Source organism: Pseudomonas sp. NPDC087804 (genome assembly GCF_044742965.1).
GTDB classification, from domain to species: domain Bacteria; phylum Pseudomonadota; class Gammaproteobacteria; order Pseudomonadales; family Pseudomonadaceae; genus Aquipseudomonas; species Aquipseudomonas rustica.
Genome location: NZ_JBIUVN010000028.1, coordinates 15970 through 35257, shown reverse-complemented (window position 1 = coordinate 35257; position 19288 = coordinate 15970). Strand labels below are relative to the sequence as shown.

17 protein-coding genes and 1 pseudogene are annotated in these 19288 nt (G+C 60.0%); 16 read left to right on the top strand and 2 right to left on the bottom strand.

Annotated elements, in window-relative coordinates; translation table 11 throughout:
• Window positions 1-185: 185 nt before the first annotated feature.
• The 12 genes and pseudogenes from ACIOMO_RS23655 (at window position 186) to ACIOMO_RS23600 (ending at window position 16258) form a co-directional block, all read left to right on the top strand.
• Window positions 186-1535: a TolC family outer membrane protein gene (locus ACIOMO_RS23655; RefSeq protein WP_053116433.1), complete on the top strand. Its 1350-nt coding sequence runs from the start codon at window positions 186-188 to the stop codon at window positions 1533-1535.
• A gap of 33 nt (window positions 1536-1568) precedes the next feature.
• Entirely contained in the window at window positions 1569-3725 is a 2157-nt protein-coding gene (locus ACIOMO_RS23650) for a type I secretion system permease/ATPase (RefSeq protein WP_053116434.1), read from the top strand.
• Window positions 3715-5082 (top strand): HlyD family type I secretion periplasmic adaptor subunit, encoded by a 1368-nt coding sequence (locus tag ACIOMO_RS23645; protein WP_053116435.1) that lies wholly within the window; start codon window positions 3715-3717, stop codon window positions 5080-5082. The genes ACIOMO_RS23650 and ACIOMO_RS23645 overlap by 11 nt, the downstream gene beginning before the upstream one ends.
• A gap of 361 nt (window positions 5083-5443) precedes the next feature.
• Window positions 5444-6340: a TauD/TfdA dioxygenase family protein gene (locus ACIOMO_RS23640; protein ID WP_400646009.1), complete on the top strand. Its 897-nt coding sequence runs from the start codon at window positions 5444-5446 to the stop codon at window positions 6338-6340.
• A gap of 18 nt (window positions 6341-6358) precedes the next feature.
• Entirely contained in the window at window positions 6359-7384 is a 1026-nt protein-coding gene (locus ACIOMO_RS23635) for an ABC transporter substrate-binding protein (RefSeq protein WP_053116437.1), read from the top strand.
• A gap of 5 nt (window positions 7385-7389) precedes the next feature.
• Entirely contained in the window at window positions 7390-8250 is an 861-nt protein-coding gene (locus tag ACIOMO_RS23630) for an ABC transporter ATP-binding protein (protein WP_401243884.1), read from the top strand.
• A gap of 21 nt (window positions 8251-8271) precedes the next feature.
• A pseudogene (locus ACIOMO_RS23625) lies at window positions 8272-9138 on the top strand (ABC transporter permease).
• A 130-nt stretch (window positions 9139-9268) separates the two neighbouring features.
• Window positions 9269-10186, top strand: coding sequence for a LysR family transcriptional regulator (locus ACIOMO_RS23620; protein ID WP_053116440.1), 918 nt, complete (start codon window positions 9269-9271; stop codon window positions 10184-10186).
• A 195-nt stretch (window positions 10187-10381) separates the two neighbouring features.
• Entirely contained in the window at window positions 10382-11920 is a 1539-nt protein-coding gene (locus ACIOMO_RS23615; RefSeq protein ID WP_400646019.1) for an MFS transporter, read from the top strand.
• A gap of 27 nt (window positions 11921-11947) precedes the next feature.
• Complete coding sequence (locus tag ACIOMO_RS23610) at window positions 11948-13018, top strand: HlyD family secretion protein (RefSeq protein ID WP_159814724.1); 1071 nt, start codon at window positions 11948-11950, stop codon at window positions 13016-13018.
• On the top strand, window positions 13015-14583 hold the full coding sequence (locus tag ACIOMO_RS23605) for an efflux transporter outer membrane subunit (RefSeq protein ID WP_401243882.1): 1569 nt from the start codon (window positions 13015-13017) through the stop codon (window positions 14581-14583). The genes ACIOMO_RS23610 and ACIOMO_RS23605 overlap by 4 nt, the downstream gene beginning before the upstream one ends.
• Window positions 14584-14677: 94 nt before the next feature.
• Window positions 14678-16258, top strand: a complete 1581-nt coding sequence (locus ACIOMO_RS23600; protein ID WP_401243880.1) for a glycosyltransferase family 39 protein — start codon at window positions 14678-14680, stop codon at window positions 16256-16258.
• Between the two features lie 38 nt (window positions 16259-16296).
• Here the strand turns inward: ACIOMO_RS23600 and ACIOMO_RS23595 are convergent, their stop codons facing one another.
• Complete coding sequence (locus ACIOMO_RS23595) at window positions 16297-17055, bottom strand: slipin family protein (RefSeq protein WP_003220464.1); 759 nt, start codon at window positions 17053-17055, stop codon at window positions 16297-16299.
• Window positions 17056-17057: 2 nt separating this feature from the next.
• The gene (locus ACIOMO_RS23590; protein WP_053116445.1) at window positions 17058-17588 is read right to left on the bottom strand and encodes an NfeD family protein; all 531 of its coding nucleotides are present in this window, start codon (window positions 17586-17588) and stop codon (window positions 17058-17060) included.
• A 173-nt stretch (window positions 17589-17761) separates the two neighbouring features.
• On the opposite strand from ACIOMO_RS23590, the gene ACIOMO_RS23585 reads away from it, so the two are divergent.
• The 4 genes from ACIOMO_RS23585 to ACIOMO_RS23570 all read left to right on the top strand — a co-directional run bounded on the left by ACIOMO_RS23585 (window position 17762) and on the right by ACIOMO_RS23570 (window position 19234).
• Window positions 17762-18223 (top strand): aminoacyl-tRNA deacylase, encoded by a 462-nt coding sequence (locus ACIOMO_RS23585; RefSeq protein ID WP_053116446.1) that lies wholly within the window; start codon window positions 17762-17764, stop codon window positions 18221-18223.
• A gap of 156 nt (window positions 18224-18379) precedes the next feature.
• Window positions 18380-18625 (top strand): DUF2789 domain-containing protein, encoded by a 246-nt coding sequence (locus tag ACIOMO_RS23580; RefSeq protein WP_401243877.1) that lies wholly within the window; start codon window positions 18380-18382, stop codon window positions 18623-18625.
• Window positions 18626-18717: 92 nt separating this feature from the next.
• Complete coding sequence (locus ACIOMO_RS23575; protein WP_053116448.1) at window positions 18718-18963, top strand: type II toxin-antitoxin system Phd/YefM family antitoxin; 246 nt, start codon at window positions 18718-18720, stop codon at window positions 18961-18963.
• A complete protein-coding gene (locus ACIOMO_RS23570; RefSeq protein ID WP_053116449.1) occupies window positions 18953-19234 on the top strand; it encodes a type II toxin-antitoxin system RelE/ParE family toxin in 282 nt (93 codons plus the stop codon). The genes ACIOMO_RS23575 and ACIOMO_RS23570 overlap by 11 nt, the downstream gene beginning before the upstream one ends.
• Window positions 19235-19288 lie beyond the last annotated feature (54 nt).

The following is a 19288-nucleotide window of genomic DNA, read 5'->3' as shown; positions in this document are numbered from 1 at the left end:
GGTGCCATCCTAAACAATCGCCCCAGTAATGTCACATTGATATTTCCGCGGCGACCCGTCCTTCAGCGTGTGATCCAGTTCCTGTTTTGAACTTTCCGACATACGGTCAATCTGGTTGCCATCATCCGACGCAGCGCCCCGTTTTTGCTGTGATTCAAGACAAGAAGTTCTGGGAAATTCCTACCATGCGTTCGCCCCTGCTTTTCGCCGTACCCTTCGCTCTCGCCGCCTCTTTTGTACAAGCACAATCCTTACCAGAAGCCATGCAGCAGGCATTGGATGTCCATCCGGAGATCCAGGCAGGGGTGAACAGTCGTTTGGCGGCGGATTATCAATTAAGAGCAGCGAAAGGTGGATACCTGCCGAAGGTCGATCTGCTGGGTGGTTATGGCCGTGAGGGCACCGACAGCGTGACCACACGCGCCGATTCCGGTAACCACTACGAAACCCTGAACCGCAGCGAGTCAAGTTTACGTCTCTCGCAAATGGTTTTTGACGGTTTTGCCACTTCTAGCGAAGTCGGGCGTCAACAAGCCACCGTTAACTCCCGCGCTTACTCGTTGCTCGGCACTTCCGAGCGCACCGCGTTGACCGTCGCCCAGGTTTATCTGGACGTGCTGACCCGCCGCGAGTTCGTGCGTCTGGCCGAAGAAAACCTCAAGAGCCACCAGCGCATCTACGATCAGATCCAGTTGCGCACTCAGCGCGGCGTCGGCAGCGGCGCCGACCTTGATCAGGCCGAAGCGCGTATGGCTCAGGCCCGCAACAACCTGATCACCGAGCAAACCAACCTCGCCGATTCGGAAACCAACTTTCTCAGCGCCGTCGGCCAGATGCCTGACCAACTGGAGCGCCCGGCGCCGTTCATCGCGATGATGCCGGCCAACCTCAATGAAGCGCGCACGCAGATGGTCGAAAACAGCCCGATCCTGCGTTCGGCCGAGTCCGACATCGCCGCTGCCGAGAAGCAGTATGAGACCGCCAAGTCGACCTTCTACCCGCGTTTCGACGCTGAACTGGGCCGCACCGCCGACAACGATATCGATGGCCAGAACGGTCACAACAACGAGTGGCAAGCCATGCTGCGCATGCGCTTCAACCTCTATTCCGGTGGCAGCAACAAGGCTGATCTGGAATCGAAGTCGTACCTGTCGAACCAGGCGTTGGACATCCGCAACAACGCCCTGCGTCAGTTGAACGAAGAGCTGGGCCTGGCCTGGAACGCTTTGAACAACGCCAACGCGCAGGTGCCGATCGCGCAGCAATACGTCGATCACAGCACCGCCGTGCGCACTGCTTACCAGCGTCAATTCAGCCTCGGCGAACGCACCCTGCTCGATTTGCTCGACAGCGAAAACGAGCTGTTCACCGCATCGCGGCGTCTGGCTGAAATCAAAAACATTCAGTTATTTACTCAGTACCGAATCAAGGCGACCATGGGCGAGTTGCTCAGAAGCCAGGGAGTGGTCGCGCCGTTGGCATCCGTTGTGCAGAACGACGTGAAGCCCAAGGTTCAGCTGCCTGGGATGAATTGAGTTATCCCTTTCAACTGTTAAAGAGTGTCGAGCGTGGAATCAGAAGTCAGTCGAGTTCATCTCAGTCATGATCCACGCGCGTTGCACGACGATCCGTTACTGGATGGTCTGCTCGCCCTTTGCATGCTCCATCAGAAGCCTGCCAGCGCGGCGATGCTGACCACCGGCCTGCCACTGCCCAAACAACGTTTGAGTGTCGAGTTGCTGCCCCGCGCGGCGGCTCGCGCCGGCCTGCAAGGGCGGGTGTTGCAGCGCAAACTGGAAGAAATTCCGGCGATCGCCATGCCCGCGCTGTTGCTGCTCAAGGATGGCCGCAGCGCCGTCCTGTTGGGCTGGCAAGGTGAAGATGAAGCGCGGGTGCTGCTCAGCGAAAGCGACGGCGGCGAATCCGTGGTCAGTCGCGAACTGCTCGCCGACGATTACACCGGCAAAGTCTTCTTCGCCCAGCCGCAACACAAATTCGACGTCAACCACGGCACGCTGATTCCGCGTGCGCGCTCGTGGTTCCGCGACACCCTCAAGCGCTCGCGCTGGCTGTACGCCGATGCGATTGCCGCAAGTTTCCTGATCAACATCATTGCGATGGCCGCGCCGCTGTTTGTGATGAACGTCTACGACCGCGTGGTGCCGAACCAGGCCGAAGCGACCCTGTGGGTCTTGGCCCTCGGGATTACCGGCGCTTACCTGTTCGACCTGATCCTCAAGAGCCTGCGCAGTTTGTGCCTGGATCTGGCCGGCAAGAAAACCGACCTGATCATCTCGGCGACGCTGTTCGAGCGCATCGTCGGCATGTCGATGAAGTATCGCCCGGCCCGAGTCGGCAGCTTTGCGCAGAACATTCATGAGTTTCAGAGCCTGCGCGATTTCCTCGCCTCGCTGACCCTGACCAGCCTGATCGACCTGCCGTTCACCATCCTGATCTTCATCGTCATCGCCATTCTTGGCGGGCATCTGGTGTGGATTCCGGTGCTGGCGTTCCCGATTGCCTTGCTGATCGGCTACGCCTTGCAGAAGCCGCTGGTGGCCACCATGGAACGCACCATGGCCCTCGGCGCCGAGCGTCAATCGAGCCTGATCGAAACCCTCGCCGGTCTCGACGCGGTCAAGGTCAACAACGCCGAAAGCGAACGCCAATACCAGTGGGAACAGACCATCGGCACCCTCAGCCGCCTCGAACTGCGGGTGAAAATGCTCTCCGGTCTGGCGATGAACATCACCCTGCTGATCCAGCAACTGGCCGGGGTGATCATGATCGTCTTCGGCGTGTACCAGATCATCGACGGGCATCTGAGCATGGGCGGTCTGATCGCTTGCTACATGCTCAGCGGTCGCGCGCTGAGCCCGCTGGCCTCGCTGTCCGGTCTGCTCACGCGCTATCAACAGGCGCGGGTGACCATGACCTCGGTCGATCAAATGATGGAGCTGCCGCAAGAGCGCAACTTCGAAGAGCGCCCTCTGAGCCGCAAGGTTTTGCAAGGTGCCATCGAGTGCCGCCAACTCAACTTCACCTACCCGGAACAACAGAACCCGGCGCTGAAGAACATCAACCTGGTGGTTCGTCCCGGCGAAAAAATCGGCATCATCGGTCGCAGCGGCTCGGGCAAAAGCTCCCTGGCTAAACTGCTGGTCGGCCTCTATCAGCCGGACGATGGCGCCTTGCTGGTCGACGGTGTGGACATCCGCCAGATCGACGTCAGCGAGCTGCGCTACAACATCGGCTATGTGCCACAAGACATCCAACTGCTGGCCGGCACCCTGCGTGACAACCTGGTTTCCGGTGCGCGTTATGTAGAAGACGAACTGGTGCTGCAAGCCGCCGAACTGGCCGGCGTCCACGAATTCGCCCGTCTGCACCCGCAAGGCTATGAGCTGCAAGTCGGCGAGCGCGGGCAGAACCTCTCCGGCGGCCAACGACAGAACGTCGCCCTGGCCCGCGCGCTGTTGCTCAATCCGCCGATTTTGCTGATGGATGAACCCACCAGCGCGATGGACAACACCGGCGAAGAACGCCTCAAGCAACGCCTCGCGGCAGTGATTGAAAACAAGACCGTGATTCTGGTCACGCACCGGGCTTCACTGTTGTCGCTGGTCGATCGCCTGTTGGTGGTCGACCGTGGTCAGATTCTCGCCGATGGCCCGAAAGCCGCCGTGATGGAAGCGTTGAAGAAGGGGCAGATCAGTGTTGCTTAAGTCGGGTTTCAAGGATTCGATCCGTCGCTACTTCAAGGGCTCGGCATCGTTGCAGGGCCAGCCGCTGCCAGAGGTCAACAAGGCGCTGATCGAGGACGCCCCGCGCGTCGTGCGCCTGACCATTTGGGCGATCATCGGCTTCTTCGTTTTTCTTATGCTCTGGGCCAATTTCGCCGTGATCGACGAAGTGACCAAGGGCGACGGCAAGGCGATTCCGTCGTCGAAGATCCAGAAAATCCAGAACCTTGAGGGCGGGATCGTCTCCGAGCTGTTCGTCAAGGAAGGCCAGATCGTTGAGGCCGGCGCACCGCTCATTCGTCTCGACGACACGCGTTTTGCCTCCAACGTCGGCGAAACCGAGGCCGATCGTCTGTCGATGCTGCTGCGCGTGGAGCGTCTGAGCGCCGAAGTCGATGACCGTCCGCTGAATTTTCCTGAGGACGTGCTGAAAGCCGTGCCGGGCCAGGCGAAAAGCGAAGAGTCGCTGTACATCAGCCGCCGCCAGCAACTGCACGACGAGATCGGCGGTTTGCAGGAGCAGTTGATTCAGCGTCAGCAAGAGCTTCGCGAATTTGGCTCCAAGCAGGGCCAATACCGCCAGCAACTCGGCTTGCAGCGTCAGGAAATCAACATGTCGGAGCCGCTGGTGGCGCAGGGTGCAGTGTCCCCGGTGGAAGTGCTGCGCCTGAAGCGTGCCGAGGTGGAAACCCGTGGTCAGCTCGATGCCACAACTTTGGCGATTCCGCGTGCCGAATCGGCGATCAAGGAAGTGCAGCGCAAGATCGACGAGACGCGCGGCAAATTCCGCAGTGAAGCGCTGACCCAGCTCAACGAAGCGCGTACCGACCTGAACAAGGCCAGCGCTACCGGCAAGGCGCTGGAAGATCGCGTCAGCCGTACGCTGGTCACCTCGCCCGTGCGGGGCATCGTCAACAAGTTGCTGGTCAACACCATCGGCGGCGTGATCCAGCCGGGCAGCGATTTGGTGGAGATTGTGCCGCTGGACGACACCTTGCTGGTCGAAGCAAAAATCCGCCCGCAGGACATCGCATTCCTGCATCCGGGCCAGGAAGCCACGGTGAAATTCACCGCGTACGACTACACCATTTATGGTGGCCTGAAAGCCAAGCTTGAGCAGATCGGTGCCGACACCATTACCGATGAAGACAAGAAGACCACGTACTACGTGATCAAGGTGCGTACGGAGCGCAGTCATCTGGGTACGGATGACAAGCCGTTGCTGATCATTCCGGGGATGGTCGCGTCGGTGGATATCATTACCGGCAAGAAATCGGTGTTGAGCTACCTGCTCAAGCCGATCATCCGCGCGCGGGCTGAGGCACTACACGAGCGTTGATTCTATGGTGGCTTCGCTGGCCTCATCGCGAGCAGGCTCACTCCTACAGGAATCGCATTTCTCCAGATGAAATGCGATCCCTGTAGGAGTGAGCCTGCTCGCGATAGCGTCAGCCGAAACGCCACATCTCTGTCAGCAAGTGACAAAAATCGTCACTCACCACCCAGTCCATTCCTCACCATTCGCCATATCGTTATTCATTAACGGTATTTAATTTCAGATTCTTATAGCTATAAAGTCACTCCCCTGCGTACCTGCCGACCAATCGGCGCGCCGCACGACCTGAACCGACACGCAATCCAGCGTGAGTGTCTGATCGACGAGCGCGCCCATGAGCGCGCCGTGCGTGGGAGATTGAAAGATGTCCGCAGCTACTGCTACCCCAAGCGCCGCGAGCGCCGCGCCGCAAACCTTCGAAATTCGCCCGTTCAGCGGTGCCGTTGGCGCCGAGATCGTTGGCCTCGACCTCACCCGGCCGATCAATGATCAAGACTTTGCGCGCATCCATCGCGCGCACCTCGACCACCACGTCGTGGTATTCCGCGATCAGCAAATCACCCCGCAACAGCAGATCGACTTCAGCCGCCGCTTCGGTGTGTTGCAGATTCACGTACTCAAACAGTTCCTGCTGGCCAATCACCCGGAAATTCTCATCGTTTCCAACATCGTCGAAAACGGCCAAAACATCGGCCTCGGCGACGCCGGCAAATTCTGGCACTCGGACCTTTCCTATAAAGAGCTGCCGAGCCTTGGCTCGATGTTGCATGCGCAAGAGCTGCCTTCCGAGGGCGGCGACACCTTGTTCGCCGACATGCACAAAGCCTGGGACAACCTGCCCGCTGAGCTGCGTAAAGCAGTCGAAGGGCGCAGCGCCGCGCATTCCTACACCGCGCGTTACAGCGAAACCAAATTCGAAGGCAACTGGCGCCCGACGCTGACCCCGGAGCAACTCGCTCAGGTCGCGGAAGTGGTGCACCCGGTGGTGCGCACGCACCCGGAAAACGGCCGCAAGGCGCTGTTCGTCAGCGAAGGTTTCACCACGCGCATCGTTGGTCTGCCGGACGACGAGAGCCAGCAACTGCTGAGCGAGCTCTACGCCCACAGCGTGTTGCCGCAAAACATCTACCGCCATCAGTGGCAGCCCCACGACCTGGTGTTCTGGGACAACCGTTCGCTGATCCACCTCGCCGCCGGCTGCCCCGCGCACCTGCGCCGCAAGCTGTATCGCACGACCATTCAGGGCGACGCGCCTTTCTGATTTGCCGGAGATTCGATCATGTCCAAACGACTTCCATTTGCCCCGCTGGCCGCCGCCATCGGCCTCGGTTTCAGCCTGATTGCCGGCAGCCTGGTCGCACCGACCGTGGCCCACGCCGAAGGTGAAATTCGCATCGCCGAACAGTTCGGCATCGTCTATTTATTGCTCAACGTGGTGCGCGATCAGGGCCTGATCGAGAAGTACGGCAAGCAGGAAGGCATCGACATCAAGGTCGACTGGACGCAGCTCTCGGGCGGCGCTGCGGTCAATGATGCGCTGTTGTCCGGTTCCATCGACATTGCCGGTGCCGGCGTCGGGCCGCTGCTGACCATTTGGGATCGCACCCACGGCAAGCAAAACGTCAAAGCCGTCGCCTCGCTGGGCAACTTCCCTTACTACTTGGTGAGCAACAATCCGAAGGTCAAAACCATCGCCGATTTCACCGAGAAGGATCGCATCGCAGTGCCAGCGGTTGGCGTGTCGGTACAGTCGCGCTTCCTGCAGTACGCGGCGGCCAAGCAGTGGGGCGACAAGGAATTCAATCGCCTCGACAAATACACCATCGCCGTTCCGCACCCGGACGCCACGGCTGCGTTGATCGCCGGCGGCACCGAGCTGACCGGGCATTTCTCCAACCCGCCGTTCCAGGATCAGGCGTTGGAAAACCCTAACGTTCACGTCGTGCTCAACTCGTATGACGTGCTCGGCCCGAACTCGCCGACGGTGCTGTTCGCCACCGAGAAATTCCGCGAGGAAAACCCGAAAACCTACAAAGCCTTCGTTGAAGCACTGACCGAGGCGGCGCAATTTGCGCAGAACGATAAGGGCGCGGCGGCCGACACCTACATCCGCGTGACCAAAGCGAAAATCGACCGCGCAGCGTTGCTGAAAATCATCGACAACCCGCAGTTCGAATTCAGCGTGACGCCGAAAAATACGTATCCACTAGCCGAATTCCTCTACCGCGTCGGCGCGATCAAAAACAAACCTGAATCGTGGAAGGACTATTTCTTCCAGGACGCCAAACCGCTGCAAGGGAGCTGACCGAGATGAACGCCCCTTTGCAAGGCCACGCGGCCAGCAACCTGATCGTCAACCGCGAAGCGCTGTTGGCGGTCGATCATGTCAGCCTCGAATACCGCACGCCGCAACGTGTGGTGCGCGCCACGCACCAGGTCAGTTTTGAAATCGACCCGGCCGATCGCTACGTGCTGCTCGGCCCGTCCGGTTGCGGCAAGTCCACCTTGCTCAAAGCGGTCGCCGGGTTCATTCAACCGTGCGAAGGCGAGATCCGTCTGCAAGGCCAGCGCGTCGACGCGCCAGGGCCAGACCGGATTGTGGTATTCCAGGAATTCGATCAACTGCCGCCGTGGAAAACCGTCAAACAGAACGTGATGTTTCCGCTGCTGGCGTCGCGCACGCTGAAGAAAAAAGAAGCCGAAGAACGCGCGCTGCACTATCTGGATAAGGTCGGGCTGGCGGCGTTTGCCGATGCCTATCCGCACACGTTGTCCGGCGGCATGAAAGCGCGCGTGGCGATTGCCCGGGCGTTGGCGATGCAGCCGAAAATTCTTTTGATGGACGAACCGTTCGCCGCGCTGGACGCGCTGACCCGCCGCAAGATGCAGGAAGAGTTGCTGCTGCTCTGGGAAGAAGTGCGCTTCACCCTGTTGTTCGTCACGCACTCGATTGAAGAGGCGCTGGTGGTCGGCAATCGCATCCTTTTGCTGTCGCCGCATCCGGGGCGGGTGCGCGCCGAAGTGCACAGCCATCAATACGATCTGCACAGCCTCGGTGGCGTGGCGTTTCAGGAATCGGCGCGGCGCATTCATCGTCTGCTGTTCGACGAAGGCCAGTCGCCGGAAACCGAGCGTGACCACGACTTCAACGACATTCGCATCGCCTATTGAGCGGCCAGGAGGATCAACCCGATGAGCCAGTCATCATCTGTGCGTGAAGAATTCGAAATTGTATTAGAGCCACTGACGGAAGTGCCGGTCGAACGCGAACTGTCCCTCGGTACTCGGCTGTGGCAACAGGGTTGGCTGCGCAAAAGCCTGATCCTGATATTGCTCGCGGTGCTTTGGGAAATCGTCGCGCGGGTGCAGAACAACGATCTGTTGCTGCCGAGTTTTCTGCAGACCAGCCATGCGTTGTACGACGGCCTGCTCAGCGGCGAGTTGTTGAGCAAGGTGTGGATATCCTTGGTGGTGCTGCTCAAGGGTTATCTGATCGGCATCGTTCTGGCGTTTGCCCTGACGACACTGGCGGTGTCGACCCAGTTTGGGCGCGATCTGCTGAGTACACTGACCTCGATGTTTAACCCGTTACCGGCGATTGCCCTGCTGCCATTGGCGTTGCTGTGGTTTGGGTTGGGGCAGAACAGCCTGATTTTTGTGCTGGTGCATTCGGTGTTGTGGGCGTTGGCGCTGAATACTTATGCGGGGTTTCTCGGGGTGTCCGAGACGCTGCGCATGGCTGGGCGCAATTATGGTTTGAAGGGATTGCGGCTGGTGCTGTTCATCCTCATTCCTGCGGCGCTGCCGTCGATTCTGGCCGGGCTCAAAATTGGCTGGGCGTTTGCCTGGCGCACGTTGATCGCGGCGGAATTGGTGTTCGGTGCGACCAGTGGCAAGGGTGGTTTGGGCTGGTAAATCTTTCAGAATCGTAATGAGCTGTACACCGACAAGGTGTTTGCCGGGTTGGCGGTGGTGATTCTGATTGGTTTGCTGGTGGAGAATCTGGTGTTTGACACGCTGGAGCGGGTGACCGTGAAGCGCTGGGGTATGCAGCGCTGACCTGAAAAGATCGCAGCCTTCGGCAGCTCCTACATGGAATGGGATCCCCGTAGGAGATGCCGAAGGCTGCGATGTTTTGATCTGCTAGGATTGCACGCAGATCAATCCTGATTCGCCACGAGTGCTCGCCATGCAGCTCCCGGACATGAACCTTCTGGTCGCCCTCGACGCTTTGCTCGACGAGGGCAGTGTGGTCGGCGCCGCGCGGCGGATGAACCTCAGCCCCGCCGCGATGAGCCGCACCCTCACGCGTATCCGCGAAGCCATCGGCGATCCGATCCTCGTGCGCGCCGGCCGTGGCCTGGTGCCAACCCCCAAAGCACTGGAATTACGTGAGCAGGTGCGCGACGTCGTCGAACAAGCCGCGCTGCTGTTCCGCTCCGCTGACACGGTGGAATTGGGCACGCTGCGCCGGCGCTTCAGCATCCGCGCCAATGACTTTTTCATCGGCGTCTACGGCGGCAAGCTGTTCGACACCCTCGACCAACAAGCACCGCACTGCGAGCTGCGTTTTGTCCCCGAGGGCGATGGCGATGATGAAGCGTTGCGCGAAGGACGGATCGACCTCAGCGTCAGCAACACCCGGCCGGTCAGCCCTGAAGTGAAAGTGCAGAATCTGTTTTCTACGCATTTCGTTGGGCTGGTTCGTGAAGATCATCCGCTGCTCGACGGTGAAATAACTGCCGAACGCTACGCTGGTTTTTCCCATATCAGCATGTCGCGCCGTGGTATCGCTCGCGGCCCGATTGATACGGCGCTGAACGCGTTGGGGCTGGAGCGGCGGGTGGCGGTGATTGCGCCGAGTTTTCATGCGGCGATGTTTGCCTTGCCGGATTCCGATCTGATTCTGCCGGTGCCCAAGGAAGCGCTGCTCAGCGTGCGGCGATTGGGTTTGAAGCTGCGCTCGTTCGACCTGCCGATTCCGTTGCCGACCTTGATGCTGACACAAGCCTGGCACCCGCGTTTTGACAAGGATCCGGCGCACCGCTGGCTGCGTGAAACCCTGAAAACCTGCTGCGACGAAACCTGGCTGGCCGCGCAACCTTAACAACAGATCAAAAGATCGCAGCCTTCGGCAGCTCCTACATTGGAATGCAATCCCTGTAGGAGCTGCCGAAGGCTGCGATCTTTTGCGTTTAATCATTGTGTCTGGCGCACTTATAACCTGCCAATAAGTCAATTTTCGTCAGCGATAAGCCCCACTAAAATGCTCCGGTATTTCCCACCCCCGGAGTTTTCATTCATGACATCCCTGACGGTCTCGGCGCCCCTCGCTGCGGCCAGCCCGGCGACGGCGGCCGCGCCTCCGGTGTTCGGGGCGCGGATCATCACCGGTCTGGTCGGCGTGCTGCTGGCGGTGCTGGTGTCGGGCCTCAACGAGATGGTCACCAAAGTGGCCCTCGCCGACATCCGTGGCGCGCTGCACATCGGTTACGACGAAGGCACCTGGCTGGTCGCCAGTTACACCGCCACCTCGGTCGCGGCCATGGCGTTTGCGCCGTGGTGCTCGGTGACCTTCTCGCTGCGCCGTTTCACCCTCTGCGCAATCGGCCTGTTCACCGTGCTCGGCGTGCTGTGCCCGTTCGCGCCGAATTACGAAAGTCTGCTGTTGATGCGCATCCTGCAAGGCCTGGCCGGCGGCGCGCTGCCGCCGATGCTGATGACCGTGGCCCTGCGCTTCTTGCCGGCAAATATCAAACTCTACGGTCTGGCCGGTTACGCGCTGACCGCGACTTTCGGCCCCGGCCTCGGTACGCCGCTCGCCGGTTTGTGGACGGAATACGTCGGCTGGCAATGGACGTTCTGGCAAATCATCGTGCCGTGCCTGATCGCCATGGCGATGGTGGCTTACGGCATTCCGCAGGATCCGCTACGACTGGAACGCCTCAAGGCATTCAACTGGAAAGGCCTGCTGCTGGGCTTCCCGGCGATCTGCATGTTGGTGATCGGTTTGCTGCAGGGCAATCGACTGGACTGGTTCGAATCGAGCCTGATCTGCGGCTTGCTCGGCGCTGGTTCGCTGTTGCTGGTAGCGTTTTTGATCAATGAATGGTCGCAGCCGATTCCGTTTTTCAAATTGCAGATGCTCGGTATTCGCAACCTGTCATTCGCGCTGATGACCCTGGCCGGTGTGTTGGTGATTTTGCTGGCAGTGGTGTTGATTCCGTCGAGTTATCTGGCACAGGTGCAGGGTTATCGCCCGGTGCAGACCGCGCCGATCATGCTGCTCGCTGCGTTGCCGCAGTTGATCGCGCTGCCGCTGGTGGCGGCGCTGTGCAATCTGCGTTGGGTCGATTGTCGCTGGGTGCTCGGGATCGGTTTGAGCATGTTGGCGCTGTCGTGCCTCGGTGGTTCGCAACTGACGTCGGCGTGGATTCGCGACGATTTTTATGTCCTGCAATGGCTGCAGATTTTCGGTCAGCCGATGGCGGTGTTGCCGTTGTTGATGCTTTCGACCGGGAGCATTTCGCCGCTGGAAGGGCCGTTCGCGTCGGCGTGGTTCAACACGGTGAAAGGCCTGTCGGCCGTGGTCGCCACCGGGGTGATCGAAGCGCTGACCACGTCGCGTCTGCATTTCCATTCGAACATGTTGATCGACAGCCTCGGCAATTCGCCGCTGGCCGATCGCAGCGATCCGGGCCTCGCTCATCGCCTGCACGAACAGGCCGTGGTGCTGACTTCTTCCGATCTCTATGTGTGCATGGCTGGCGTCGCGGTGATGCTGATCCTGCTGATTTTCTGGCTGCCGACGCGGATCTTTCCACCGCGCGCGCCGACCTGATTGCTGCACTGAACAATGAAGGTTTTTATGACGACTCAAGCAAAGCAAAAACTCGCCGTGGCCGTGGCCGCCGCGCTGGCCGTGGGCGTGTTGGTGTATCTGGCGATGCCCGGCCTGTTTGGTAAACGCACCCAGCAAAATACCAACGACGCGTTCGTCTCCGCCGACTACACCCTGGTGGTGCCGCGTGTGGCCGGGTTTATCAAAGAAGTGCTGGTCGAAGACAACCAGCGCGTCAAGGCCGGGCAGTTGCTGGCGCTGATTGATGATCGCGATTTGCGTGCGTCCGCCGAAGCGGCGGACGCGCAGACACTGGTGGCGCGGGCGCAGTTGCAGAACGCCAAGGCGACGCTGGAACGGCAGACCTCGGTGATCGCTCAGGCGCAGGCGTCGGTGGTGTCGGCCAAAGCAGAAATGGCCTTTGCCCAGCAGGAATTAAATCGCTACAACCACCTGGCCGGCGTCGGTGCCGGCACTGTGCAGAACGCGCAACAGGCGCGCACGCGCATCGATCAAGCGACGGCGCACCTCGACACCGCCACCGCGAAACTGGCGGCGGAGCGCAAGCAAGTCGATATCCTCACCGCCCAACGTGATGCCGCCGAAGGCAGCCTGAAGCACGCGCAAGCGGCGCTGGAAATCGCCAGTTTCGAACTCTCCTACACACGTATCACCGCGCCGCAGGACGGCATGATCGGCGAGCGCGCGGTGCGCGTCGGCGCCTATGTAACGCCGGGCAGCAAGTTGCTAGCGGTGGTGCCGTTGCAGCAGGCGTATGTGGTGGCGAATTTTCAGGAAACTCAACTGACGGATGTGCAGCCGGGGCAGGAGGTGCAGGTGCGTGTCGACAGTCTGGGCGGTGAAGCCTTGAGCGGTCGCGTCGAAAGCATTGCGCCGGCCACGGGTGTGACGTTTGCAGCAGTGAAGCCGGACAACGCCACGGGTAACTTCACCAAGGTCGTGCAGCGGATTCCGGTGAAGATCATGCTCGAACCGGGTCAGCCGTTGGCTGAGCGGTTGCGGGTGGGCATGTCAGTGGAGGCGCGGATTGATACCGCGAGTTCGGCGAAGTCTGTGCGTGAGGTGACTCAGCGATGAACAGTGTTGACCGCACCGACGCCTTCGCGAGCAGGCTCGCTCCCACAGGGAAAACGCAATCCAAAATGTGGGAGCGAGCCTGCTCGCGAAGAGGCCAGTTGCAGCAACTCACTCTAAGTGCCTTGCTTATGGCCAGTCTCACCGCCTGCACCGTCGGCCCAGACTTCCAAAAACCCCAAGCCACACAAATCAGCGACTGGGCCAAACCCGCCAAATCCGCCCCGAGCCAAGCCGTCAGCGAACCCCTCAACGAACGCTGGTGGGAAGTCTTCCACGACCCGCAACTTTCCACGCTGACCCAACGTGCGGTGAAGAGCAACCTCGACCTGCAACTGGCCAGCAGCCGTCTGCAACAAAGCCGCGCCGCCCGCCAGGTCATCAGCGCCGACCGCTACCCGAACACCGCCGCCACCGGCAGTTACGGCCGCGAACGCAACAGCGGCAAAGGCCTCAGCGATCCATCCGGACTCGACGGTGATTCCGCCTTCAACCTGTGGGACGCCGGTTTCTCCGCCTCGTGGGAGCTGGATTTCTGGGGGCGCGTGCGCCGCGAAACCGAAGCCGCCGACGCCAACCTCGAAGTCGCCGAAAACGACCGTCGCGGCGTGCTGCTGGCCGTGCTCGCCGACACCGCGCAAAACTACATTCAGTTGCGCGGCGTACAAAACACCCGCGCCGTCACCGAGCAAAACCTCGACGTCGCCCGACACAGCCTGAACCTCTCGCAGCTGCGTCTGGCCGACGGCGTCGCGACTGATCTGGACGTCGCCGAAGCCGCCGCGCAAGTCGCCGCCATCGAATCGCGCTTGCCGGCGCTGGAACAACGCCAATCGCAACTGATCAACGCGATCAGCTTGTTGATGGGTGAACCACCGCAAGCCTTGGCCAAAGAGTTATCCACAGATGCTGCCGTGCCGCAGTCGCCGCTGCAAGTCGCCATCGGTCTGCCGTCGCAACTGGCCGAACGCCGTCCGGACATCCGTCAGGCCGAGTCGCGCCTGCACGCGGCCACCGCCAATATCGGCGTCGCCAAAGGCGATTTCTACCCGCGCATCACCTTGTCCGGCAACCTCAGCTCGCAAGCCATGCAGCTCAGTGACTTCGGCTCGTGGGGCTCGCGCGCGTTCGGCATCGGCCCGCAATTCAGCTTGCCGCTGTTCGACGGCGGTCGCCTGCGCGGCGTGCTGCAACTGCGCGAGGCCCAGCAACAGGAAGCGGCCATCGCCTATCAGCAAACCGTGCTGCGCGCCTGGCACGAAATCGACGATCAACTCACCGCCTACAACGCCAGCCAGCGCCGCCGCGACAGCCTCGCCGAAGCCGTTCGGCAAAACCAGATCGCCCTGCGCACCGCGCAACAGCAATACGTCGAAGGCGTGGTCGATTTTGTCAACGTCCTGACGGTGCAGGGTGCTTTGTTGGCGACGCAGGAACAGTGGGTGGAAAGCTCGACCGGCGTTTCGTTGGCGATGGTCGGGTTGTACAAAGCGTTGGGTGGGGGCTGGGAGTCGGTGTATCCGGCGGGGGAAGTGGCCGCCGCATCGCCGGGTGTCGTGAAACGCTAAACCTTCATCGACGGTTGCGCTGTGGCTGACCTAAAGTGAGAGGCAGGTTTCGACGCCATATTTTCGTGGTGCCGTGGCGTGGCATGAGGAAGCAATGGCGGCTAACAGAGTCACGCCGGTCGGCGACACCCAAGACCCCTTTGCCGCACCCGGCTCCTGGTTCGGCACGCGGTGGCTGGTGCGCTGGGTCAAAGAACACTGGCTGTGGCCACTGCTGGCGCTGGCCGCGTTCGTGCGATTTTATGATCTGACAGCGGCGGCGATCTGGGGCGATGAAGGTTCCAGCCTGTTGCTGGCGCGCTATTCGCTGAGCGAGATCTGGAAGCACGCGGCCTTCGATGTGCATCCGCCGTTGTATTTCATGCTGCTGCATGGCTGGATCGAACTGTTCGGTGACGGCATTTTCGCGATCCGCTGTCTGAGTGCACTGGCGGGCATCGCCGCGGTCGGGATGGGCATCTGGCTGGTTGATCGTCTGGCCACTCGCCGCGCCGCTTTCGTCGCCGGTTTGTTGTTGGCGCTGCTGCCGACAGCGGTGCGCTACAGCCAGGAAGTGCGCATGTATGCGCTGCTTGGCCTGTTGCTGATCGCCGCGAGTGTGGCGCTGGTCTACTGGATCCGACGCCCGCAACGGCACCGCTATCTGGTGATTTACGCGCTGTTGATGAGCGCGGCGTTGTACACCCATTACTTCGCCGTGCTCGCGGCGTTGTGTCACTGGCTTTACCTGATCGTGATTCGCGTCCAGCGCGGTTACCGGTTCCGGCATATCCAGCGCTGGAACTGGTGGCTGGCGAATCTGGCGATCGTCGCGTTGTACCTGCCCTGGCTGCCCAATCTGCTCGACTTGATGCAGCACATGGAACAACTCAAGGCGGGCGGCGATGTGGGCTGGGAGCCGGCGGTCACCCTGAGTTCTCTGCCGTCGATGATCTGGTCGTGGCTGATTCAGGACAATGGCGAGAACCTGCCGATGTTGGTTTTCGTCGCGCTGCCGATGGCGTTGTTGGCGCTGGCGGTTGTCGCGGTGATGCGCGACCGCAGTGTGTCGCGCGGAAGTATTCTCCTGGCGTTGTACACCGGACTGCCGCTAATGCTGGTGTTCGCGGTGTCGCTCATCACCCCGGTGTTCATCGAGCGCTACCTGACGGCGTACGCCCTCGGTTTGCCGATGCTGGCGGCAATGGCCGTTGACCGCTTGTACAGTCGCGCACGGTTGTTTGCACTGGCGGTGCTGGTTTCATTGATCGGCGTGGAGCTGGTCGGTCTCAGTAACAACGCCAATGTCGACAGCGATGATCAGCTCGATCGCGTCGTAAATTACGTCAATCAACATTTCCTGCCGGGTGACCGGATCATCACCAGCGACATGCTCTGGTACCTGAGTTACGTCTACTACGACCGCACCGGCGCGCAGATCCGCCTCTACACGCCACCGACAGCAGATGGCCAGACGACGCGGCCTAACGAGTACGGCTTCGGCACGTTGGTCAATCGGGATGTATATCTGGACAGCCTCGCGGAACTGCAAGGTCAAGGCCGGGTGTGGCTGATCGGAACCTTCGACGGCCCGGAAGAATTTTCACCGCTGCCGACGACCTGGCAGCCCAGTGCTGAAATCCACGCTGGAGGCATAAAAGCGCGCCTGTTCACCCCCAAACCCCCCGCAGGCTAATCCTGTAGGAGCTGCCGCAGGCTGCGATCTTTCGCTCCTCAAGATTTCCCCGACAAATCCGCCATCCCCTTGAGCAACTCAATCGGCAACGGAAAAACAATCGTCGAACTCTTGTCGCCGGCAATCGAGCTCAGCGTCTGCATATACCGCAACTGCATCGCCCCAGGCTGACGGCCAAGCATTTCCGCAGCCTGCATCAGTTTTTCCGACGCCTGCAATTCGCCCTCGGCGTGGATCACCTTGGCCCGCCGTTCCCGCTCGGCTTCGGCCTGTTTGGCGATGGCGCGCACCATCGATTCATTAAGGTCGACGTGTTTGATTTCGACGTTGGCGACCTTGATTCCCCACGCATCGGTCTGCGCATCGAGCACTTGCTGGATGTCGATGTTCAACTGCTCACGTTCGGCCAGCAATTCATCCAGTTCATGTTTCCCCAGCACCGCGCGCAACGTCGTCTGCGCCAACTGACTGGTGGCCGAGAGAAAATCCTCGACCTGAATAATCGCCTTCTGCGGATCGAGTACGCGGAAATACAACACCGCGTTGACCTTCACCGACACGTTGTCGCGAGTGATCACGTCCTGCGGCGGTACATCGAGGACGACGGTGCGTAGATCGACCCGAACCATTTGCTGCACCACCGGAATCAGCAGGATCAGGCCCGGGCCTTTGACCTGCCAGAAACGTCCGAGCTGGAACACCACACCGCGCTCGTATTCACGCAGGATGCGGAACGTCGAGCCGGCGAGGGCAATCACCAACAACAGCAGCGCAACAAAACCGATTTGCAGACCCATGATCACTCTCCGAGCGGCGCCGCGTCAGTCGCGGCCACTTCCAGCATCAATCCCTTGCGACCCACCACACGCACCGATTGCCCGGTGTGCAGCGGAGTCGCGCTGAGCACTTGCCAGCGTTCGCCTTGCAGTTGAATCCAGCCGTTACGCGCATCGCCCGGTTGTACGTTGGTGATCGCGGTGACGCTGCCGAGCAGTCCGGCATCGCCACTGACGGCGTGGCGTGGGCGGGTTTTCAGCGCGCGTATCAGCAAAGCGATCAACAGCACAGCGCTGATCAAACCGAGGCCGATCATCATCGGCACCGGCAGTTCGGCGTTGCTCAGAATCAGCGCACCGATAACGAACATGATGATCCCGCCCAGACCGATCACCCCGTAGTTGGGCAATGCGGCTTCGGCGATCAGGAACACGATGCCCAGCGTGATCAGCCACAGACCGACCGGGCTCATCGCTGGCAATGAGGTGTCGGCGGCGAAGGCGGATGCGCTTGTCAGCAGGAGCAAGGCGAAGGCACAACATCGGCTGTTCACGTGACTCTCCATGAGCGTCAGTGGCGGGTTCTTTCAGTCTAGTTGAGGGTTGCTCTGGATGAATTTTGATCAATGTGCGGATGTGTCCGGTGAGCGGATTTCCCTTCGTCAGCGGCCCGTCGAACTAGACTCAAAACACAGCAACCACCTTCCGCGCGACACCGAGGTGCATCATGCGAATGGCAAAAAAGGTGCAAAGCAGCCTGACCCGGGCGCATTGCGAATATGACGTCGTTGCTCATCGACATTCATCGAGCAGCCTGGAAACCGCGCGCGTCGCCGGCGTGCCAGCGGAGCGGGTGGCCAAATCGATCATCCTCGACGACCACCACGGGCATTACCTGATGGCCGTGCTGCCGGCCAGTCGTCATCTGGACTTGAGCAAAGTGCGCAACAGCGGCGAATGGCAACTGACCCGCGAAAGCAACCTGGCGCACATCTTCGACGACTGCGAACGCGGCGCGGTGCCGCCGCTGGGTGACTCGTACGGGCTGGACATGGTCATCGACCCGTTGCTGACGCGGCAGAAAGATATTTATCTGGAGGCGGGCAACCACAATTATCTGCTGCACATGAGCATGCCGGAGTTTCTGAAAATGGTGCCGCATGCCGAGGTGCGGGAGTTGAGTCATTAGGATTTTGCGGCGTTTTCATTGACGCCTTCGCGGGCAAGCCTTGCTCCTACAACGGTTTTGGGTGTCCAGTGATTGTGTGGCCGCCACAGCCTTTGTAGGAGCAAGGCTTGCCCGCGAATGATCTTCCATTCACCGCTAATTCCAAGGATCACTGCAATGGAAAACCCAAATCACAGCCTCCCATCCTTGTTCAAACAACTCGGCCTGGACAACGACCCGGTCAGCATCGACCAATTCATCGCCACCCATTCCCCGCTTAAACCCAAGCTGCACTTGGCCGATGCGTTCTTCTGGACGGAGAGCCAGTCGCAGTTTTTGCGTGACGAGATTCTGGATGATGCCGATTGGGCGGAGGTGGTGGATCAGTTGAATGTGATGTTGCGCAAGGGACGCCAGGGCTAGTTCCGGTGACCTCTGGTCATTCAACACAAAGCCATGGTTGTTGCAGTTAAAAAAATAGACCAAAATCACGACCTCAATTGAGGTCTTTTATTATGCAAAGTGTTCTCGCCGACATGGCTGTCAGTGTTTCCGAGTTAAAGAAAAACCCTTCTGCCGTTCTGAACGGCGCGCATGGCGGAGCTGTGGCGGTTCTCAACCACAATCGCGTTATGGGCTACATGGTTCCAGCGGATGTGTACGAAGCAATGATGGAGCGGCTTGATGATCTGGAGCTTGCTGAAATCGTTCGCGCCCGCAGTCACGAGACGCCTATTTCGGTAAGCCTGGATGACTTATAAGCTCGAATTTCTGCCATCTGCTCACAAAGAATGGAACAAGTTGGGTCATACGCTACGAGAGCAATTCAAAAAGAAGCTGGGCGAACGCTTGAATCTGCCTAGAGTCCCTGCCGATGCGCTGCATGGGATGCCGGACTGTTACAAAATCAAATTGAAGGCTTCCGGCTATCGCTTGGTTTATCAAGTGATCGACGAGCGCGTGGTCGTTTCCGTTGTTGCGGTCGGCAAACGGGAGCGCAGTAGCGTTTATGAGAATGCTAAAAAACGCTGAATGACTTTCGGAAAGATTTTCTCCGCCGAATAGGCAATTTGTTTCAAAACTTGA